Consider the following 6115-nt stretch of genomic DNA (forward strand, 5'->3'; position numbering starts at 1 on the left):
GGCAGGGTCAGATTGTTATAAGGGGCAGGCCGCGGGGTTTGGCACGCCGTAGCAGGCGACGCCGGGCCCCGGGGTGGTGTAGGAAGCGCGGCATGCCTCGCTACTTCGACGGTGACTTTCTACCCCCCAAGGGCCGCTTCGCCATCTGCGTGGCCCGCTTCAACGGCTTCATCACCGAGGAGCTGGCCAAGGGCGCCGTGGACACGCTGGTGCGCCACGGCGTGGCGGACGCGGACATCGACGTGTACCGCTGCCCCGGAACGTATGAGCTGCCCGGGCTGGTCCGGCGCGTGACGGAGACGCGGCAGTACGTGGGCGTCATCACCCTGGGCGCCGTCATCCGGGGCGGGACGCCGCACTTCGACTACGTGGCCGGCGAGTGCGCCAAGGGCATTGGCGCGGTGGCCTTCGAGGCCGCCGCGGCCACCCCGGCGACGACGGTGACCTTCGGCGTGCTGACGACGGACACGGTGGAGCAGGCCATCGACCGGGCGGGCGTGAAGGCGGGGAACAAGGGAGCGGAGGCCACACTGGCCTGCATCGAAATGGTCAATCTGTACGCGAAGCTGTCGGCGACGGACGGAAGGAAGGCGTAGGCCATGGGCGCGCGAAGAACGGGACGTGAGCGTGCGCTGCAGGCGCTCTACCAGTTGGAGATGGCCACCGCGACGACGGCGGAGGCGCTGGAGTCGGCCTGGTCGGCCGCCGAGGAGAGCGACAAGCGGGACCCGGACGCGGTGAAGTTCGCCCGGGAGCTGGTGGAGGGGGTGCAGTCCCACCGGGACGAAATCGACCAGCTCATCGAACGGCACAGCCACAACTGGCGTCTGGACCGCATGTCGCGCATTGACCGGAACGTGCTGCGACTGGGCATCTTCGAGCTGAAGTACCGCCCGGACATCCCCCGCAAGGTGTCCATCAACGAGGCGGTGGAGCTGGGCAAGAACTTCGGCAACGAAGAATCGAGCGCGTTCGTCAACGGGCTCCTGGACCGCGTCGCGGTCGCCTTGAACAAGCCGTGATTCGCTGACGCCAGCCGCGAGGGACGCGCCGTGAGCCAGACGACGACGCACGATATTGGATTGGAGGGCCTGGACTCGCTCGGCGGGGTGGACGCGCTCTGCCTCTTCATCGCCGAGGATGACCGGCCCCTGCCGTCCTCCGCGGGCTTCGTGGACTGGCGGCTGTGTGGCTCGCTCTCGCGGGTGCTCAAGGCCGGCTTCTTCACGGGCGCGAAGGATGACTGGCTGCTGCTGCCCTCGGACGGGAAGCTGGCGGTGCCCCGCATCTTCGTCGTGGGGCTGGGCGCGCGTCAGCGGCTGGACGCGGGCGCGCTGAACGACGCGCTCGCGGAAGCGGGCCGGGTGCTCTCCAAGGCCCGGGTGGAGTCCGTGGCGCTGGAGGTGCCCGCCGGTGGCCAGGTGGAGGACGCCGCGCGGGCGGAGGCTTTCCAGAAGGGCTTCTTGCCCGCGTTCAAGGGCGGACGGGTGGCCGTCCTGGCGGACAAGGGACTCGTCAAGTCGCTGCCTGCACGCAAGGGCTGACGCTCGGCGGGCGGGCGGGCCTTCTGCTAGCATGCCTCGCCCGGGGCGAGCGCACATGCGTGTCAAGGTCTTGATTGTCGAGGACTCGAAAGCATCGCGCGAGTACATCGCCGCGATGGTCGAGGCCGTGGAGGGCGTCGAGGTGGTGGTGACCTCGAGCGGCTTCGAGGCCCTGAAGCTGCTGCCGCGTCACCGCTTCGAGCTCATCATCACCGACATCAACATGCCCGACATCAACGGGTTGGAGCTCATCAACTTCGTCAAGAAGAACCCCAACTACCGCGACGTGCCGCTCTTCATCATCACCACGGAGGGGCGCGAGCAGGACCGTGAGCGCGGGCTCGCGTTGGGCGCCGTGGAGTATCTGGTCAAGCCCTTCCTCCCCGGGAGCCTCGAAGCGCTCCTGCGGCGCTACCTGAAGCTGCCGTGAGTCCGGGAAGCAAGGCGCTATCGGAGTTCGTCGCCGAGGCGACCGAGATTCTCGACGCCCTGGCCAGGGATTTGCTCGTGCTCGACGAGCGCCGGGGCCACGAGGCGGACCCGGACCTGGTCAACGGCATCTTCCGCGCGGCGCACTCGCTCAAGGGGTTGTCCGGGCTGTTCGGCCAGGAGCGCATCTCCCGGCTGGCGCATGGGACGGAGGACCTGCTGGACCGGCTCCGGCTGGGGAAGCTGCTGCTGGACGGCGCCGTCCTGGATGCGTTGATTGAAGTCCTGGATGCGTTCCAGGCGCTGCTGGGCGAGGCCGCGCGCGGCACGGAGAGCGAAGGCCTGTCCGCCCGTGTGGAGACGATGGCCGCGCGGATGGCGTCGATGGGCGCTCCGGCGGAGGTCGCGGAGGAGGATCCGCTGGACCGGTTGGAGCTGGAGGCGCAGGTCCGCTCCGTCTTCACGGAGTACGAGGAGCACCGGCTGCGGGAGAACGTGCGGCGGGGCGTGGCGCTGTGGCGCGTGCGGGCCGCCTTTGATTTGTCCGACTTCGACAAGGGGCTGGTGGAGCTCAACGCCCGGCTCAAGCCCCTGGGCGAGGTCATCAGCACGCTGCCGTCCGCGCAGCCGGGGGGCGCGCATGGCATCGCGTTCGACCTGATTTTCGGTGCGCAGGTCGACCAGGCGGCCCTGGAGACGGGGTTGAAGGGGACGCCCGCGGAGCTGTCCGCGCTGACGGTGCGACCGGCCGCGGAGGCCGCGACGAGCGCGCTGCTTCAGGCCGCGCAACCCTCCGCGACGATGCGCTCGACGTCGCCCAGGGGCGGCGGCAAGAAGAAGAAGCGTGCGCGAGCAACGCCCGCCGCGCTGCCTCCCGAGGCGCGGCCGCCGCTGCTTCCGCACGTACCGGAAGACACGGAGCCCGGGCCCCTGGAGTGGCCCACGTCGGACGCCGCCCTGCCCGCCGATGCTGGCGGCGCGCCCTCACCGGCGCACGTGCCTGGGCCCTCCAGCGTGCCGGTCGTCGCCTACCTCCAGGGCGCCGCCAAGGCCTCACCCAAGGGGCTCTCGGTGGCCCCAGCGCTACCGGCCGGGGCTCCCGTGAGTCCCCAGGCGACGCTGACGGCGGACACGTCGCTGCGCTCCCTGACGCAGACGGTGCGCGTGGACATCGGGCGCCTGGATGGCCTCATCAACATGGTGGGCGAGCTGCTGCTCATCAAGGCCAACCTCCAGCGGCTCGCGGAGTCCGCGCGGCAGGACGGCGCGGTGGCGCTCTCCAAGCTGTTCGGCCAGGAACTGGCGCGCGAGACGCGAGGCCTGGAGCGCAAGCTGGAAGCCCTCCAGGAAGGGCTCCTCGAAGCGCGGATGGTCCCCGTCGGCCAGGTGTTCGACAAGCTGGCACGGCTGGTGCGCCGCATCACCCGCGAGGCGGGGAAGGAAATCGAGCTCGCCATCAGCGGCGGCGAGGTGGAACTGGACAAGCTCATCGTCGAGGAGCTCAGCGACCCGCTGATGCACCTCATCCGCAACGCCATCGACCACGGCGTCGAGTCCCCCGACGCCCGTCTGGCCTCGGGCAAGCCCCGCCGCGCGGTGGTGGGCCTGCGCGCCGAGCAGAAGGGCAACCACGTCGTCATCGAGGTGAGTGACGACGGCGCCGGCATCGACGAGGTGCGCGTGCGCGAGGTGGCCATCACGCGAGGCGTCATCACCTTCTCGCAGGCCCAGGAGATGAGCCGGCGGGAGCTGCTCAACCTCATCTTCCAGCCCGGCTTCTCCACCGCCCGCAGCGTGTCCGAGCTCTCCGGCCGGGGCGTCGGCCTGGACGTGGTGAAGAACAACCTGGGGAACCTGTCGGGCATCATCGACGTGTGGAGCGAGCGCGGAAGGGGCACCGCCTTCCACCTCACGCTCCCCGTCACGCTGGCCATCATCCGCGCGCTGCTGGTGGGCGTCAGTGGCCGCACCTACGCGGTGCCGCTCAACAGCGTGCTGGAAATCATCTCCGTCCAGCCCAGGGAAATCCGCACCGTGGAGCGGCGCGAGGTCCTGGACCTGCGCGGCCAGACGCTGCCCTTCGTGCGGCTGGCGCGCATGTTCGCCCTGCCGGAGCGTCCGGTGAGCCGCCACTTCGTGGTGGTGGTGGGCCTGGCCCAGGAGCGCCTGGGCATCGCCGTGGACGAGCTGCACGGCCAGCAGGACATCGTCACCAAGCCCCTGGGGGGCCGGCTCCAGTCCGTCCGGGGCATCTCCGGCGCCACCGACCTGGGCAACCGGCGCACCGTCCTGGTGCTGGACGTGGCGGCGCTCCTGGAAGAGGGCATGGCCGTGGAGCGGCGTCGCGCCTGACCCTCGCTGCGGACGGGCGCGCCGGCTGCTATCCTGCGTCGCTGTGTCCCGGTTCTCGGAGCTGCTCGACGACTTCTTCTACCGTCCTGACGAGGACGTCTCCGGGCTCCAGGATTTCGCGGCGGGCAGCGACGGCGTCTTGCCCCTGGTCCCCGAGGAGGTGCCCGAGGAGTACCTGGCCTTCCGCCTGGAGGGGGAGTGCTACGCGGTCCCCATCCGAGGGGTGCGTGAAATCTCCAAGGTGCCGCCGCTGACGGAGATTCCCCGGGCCGAGCCCCAGCTCCTGGGCGTGATGAACCTGCGCGGCGAGCTGCTGCCCGTGTACGACGTCAAGATGCGGTTGCGGCTGGCGGAGCGGGCACCCCTGGTCGCCGGGCCCGACGCGCCTGCGCCGCCCCGGAGCGCTCGCATCCTCGTGCTGCGCACGGAGACAGGGCCCGCGGGCGTGTGGGTGGATGGCGTGGTGGGCGTGGTGAAGCTCAAGCCGTCCATGCTGGAGGCCCCGCCGCCGGGGATGCGCGCGGGTGACAGGGATTGCGTGGTGGGCATGGGCCGGCGAGGCCCCATGCTCTACATCCTCTTGGACGCCGAACAGGCGCTGGCCCCATGAAGGACTCCGTCAACCTGCTGCCGCGGCGTCCGCACGCGCTCCCGGATGAAGCGGCCTCGGCCGCGGACACGGTGGTGCAGCTCTGTGCCTTCTTCATCGGCGCGGAGGAGTACGTGCTGGACATCATGCGGGTGGAGGAAATCCTCCCGCTCCAGCGCATCACCTCCATCCCGCACGCCCCGGCGTTCGTGGAGGGCGTGCTCCACCTGCGTGGCCTCATCCTCCCCGTGGTGGACCTGCGGTGCAGGCTCATGGGGGCGCCGGGTCCGGAGACGCCGAAGACGCGGCTCTTGGTCTGCAAGCTGGGCACGCGGCGCATGGCGGTGAAGGTGGACCGGGTGGCGGAGGTGCTGCGCGTGCGGCGCGGCGACATCAAGCCCGCACCCGCGCTGGTGGTGGCCGGACACACGCCCTTCGTCGTTGGCGTCTGTGGGCCACCAGACCGGCTCCGGCTGCTGCTGGACCTCAAGGCCTTGCTGCGCGTGGAGCTGGAGCGCGAGTCTTCAAGGAACACGACGTAGGCACACACAAGGGGGATTGCAGTGGGCCATCAAGGACTGGAGCAGCACCGGAGAATCCTCGGCATCCTCTTCATCGCCATCAACGGGCTGTCGGTGCTCGTCGCCGTGGGCGTGATGCTGTTCCTCGGGGCCATGGGCGGGCTGTTGCCAGGCGCGGAGCCCGAGGAGCGGGCGCTGATTGTCGCCGTGGGCGTGGGCGTGGGCGGGTGCCTCGCGCTGCTGGGGCTGCCAGGCGTCATCACCGGCTTCGGGTTGCTGAACCGCAAGGCCTGGTCGAGGACGCTGACCCTGGTGCTGGGCATCCTCGCCATTCCCAACGTCCCGCTGGGCACGGCCCTGGGGGCCTACGCCCTCTGGTTCTATCTCCAGCCAGGCTCTGACCGGGTCTTCGACACATGAGCCCCCACGCCGAGCCCCCGGTCGCCGAGGAGGCGCGCTACCTCGCGCTCCAGTCGCTGGACCCGTGCGCGGCGGGCGTTCTGGAGATTCTCGTCGTCGGCTTGCATGACGAGAGCTGGCGCGTGCGCCACGTCGCGGCGGAGGCCCTCAAGCGGATGCCCGCCTCCAGCGAGCTCGCGGCCCGGCTCATCTCCGTGCTGGGGGAGCGAGGGGAGACGGGGGCTCGGAACGCGGCGGCGGAGGCGCTCGCGGGGCTGGGC

At 70.5% G+C, this 6115-nt stretch carries 9 protein-coding genes; all 9 read left to right on the plus strand.

The window, feature by feature from the left end:
• Positions 1 to 92 precede the first annotated feature (92 nt).
• Complete coding sequence (gene ribH / locus G4D87_RS31945) at positions 93 to 596, plus strand: 6,7-dimethyl-8-ribityllumazine synthase (RefSeq protein ID WP_163786472.1); 504 nt, start codon at positions 93 to 95, stop codon at positions 594 to 596.
• Between the two features lie 3 nt (positions 597 to 599).
• Complete coding sequence (gene nusB / locus G4D87_RS31950; RefSeq protein WP_163786473.1) at positions 600 to 1022, plus strand: transcription antitermination factor NusB; 423 nt, start codon at positions 600 to 602, stop codon at positions 1020 to 1022.
• A 30-nt stretch (positions 1023 to 1052) separates the two neighbouring features.
• A complete protein-coding gene (locus tag G4D87_RS31955) occupies positions 1053 to 1544 on the plus strand; it encodes a M17 family peptidase N-terminal domain-containing protein (RefSeq protein ID WP_163786474.1) in 492 nt (163 codons plus the stop codon).
• 55 nt (positions 1545 to 1599) lie between these two features.
• Positions 1600 to 1974: a response regulator gene (locus tag G4D87_RS31960; RefSeq protein ID WP_163786475.1), complete on the plus strand. Its 375-nt coding sequence runs from the start codon at positions 1600 to 1602 to the stop codon at positions 1972 to 1974.
• Positions 1971 to 4325, plus strand: coding sequence for a chemotaxis protein CheA (locus tag G4D87_RS31965; protein WP_163786476.1), 2355 nt, complete (start codon positions 1971 to 1973; stop codon positions 4323 to 4325). Before G4D87_RS31960 ends, G4D87_RS31965 begins: the two co-directional genes overlap by 4 nt.
• Before the next feature lie 43 nt (positions 4326 to 4368).
• Complete coding sequence (locus G4D87_RS31970) at positions 4369 to 4935, plus strand: chemotaxis protein CheW (protein ID WP_163786477.1); 567 nt, start codon at positions 4369 to 4371, stop codon at positions 4933 to 4935.
• Entirely contained in the window at positions 4932 to 5456 is a 525-nt protein-coding gene (locus G4D87_RS31975; RefSeq protein WP_163786478.1) for a chemotaxis protein CheW, read from the plus strand. Before G4D87_RS31970 ends, G4D87_RS31975 begins: the two co-directional genes overlap by 4 nt.
• A 21-nt stretch (positions 5457 to 5477) precedes the next feature.
• Complete coding sequence (locus tag G4D87_RS31980; RefSeq protein ID WP_163786479.1) at positions 5478 to 5855, plus strand: hypothetical protein; 378 nt, start codon at positions 5478 to 5480, stop codon at positions 5853 to 5855.
• Positions 5852 to 6115, plus strand: a 264-nt coding sequence (locus G4D87_RS31985) for a HEAT repeat domain-containing protein (protein ID WP_205507796.1), incomplete at its 3' end; no start/stop codon positions are given. The genes G4D87_RS31980 and G4D87_RS31985, both read left to right, overlap by 4 nt.

Source organism: Myxococcus vastator (assembly GCF_010894475.1).
Taxonomy (GTDB): domain Bacteria; phylum Myxococcota; class Myxococcia; order Myxococcales; family Myxococcaceae; genus Myxococcus; species Myxococcus vastator.

Excerpts from the sequence above, each read along its gene's own strand:
- ribH (WP_163786472.1), top strand. The coding sequence starts at position 93 with ATGCCTCGCTACTTCGACGGTGACTTTCTACCCCCCAAGGGCCGCTTC.
- nusB (WP_163786473.1), top strand. The coding sequence starts at position 600 with ATGGGCGCGCGAAGAACGGGACGTGAGCGTGCGCTGCAGGCGCTCTAC.
- G4D87_RS31960 (WP_163786475.1), top strand. The coding sequence starts at position 1,600 with ATGCGTGTCAAGGTCTTGATTGTCGAGGACTCGAAAGCATCGCGCGAG.
- G4D87_RS31975 (WP_163786478.1), top strand. The coding sequence starts at position 4,932 with ATGAAGGACTCCGTCAACCTGCTGCCGCGGCGTCCGCACGCGCTCCCG.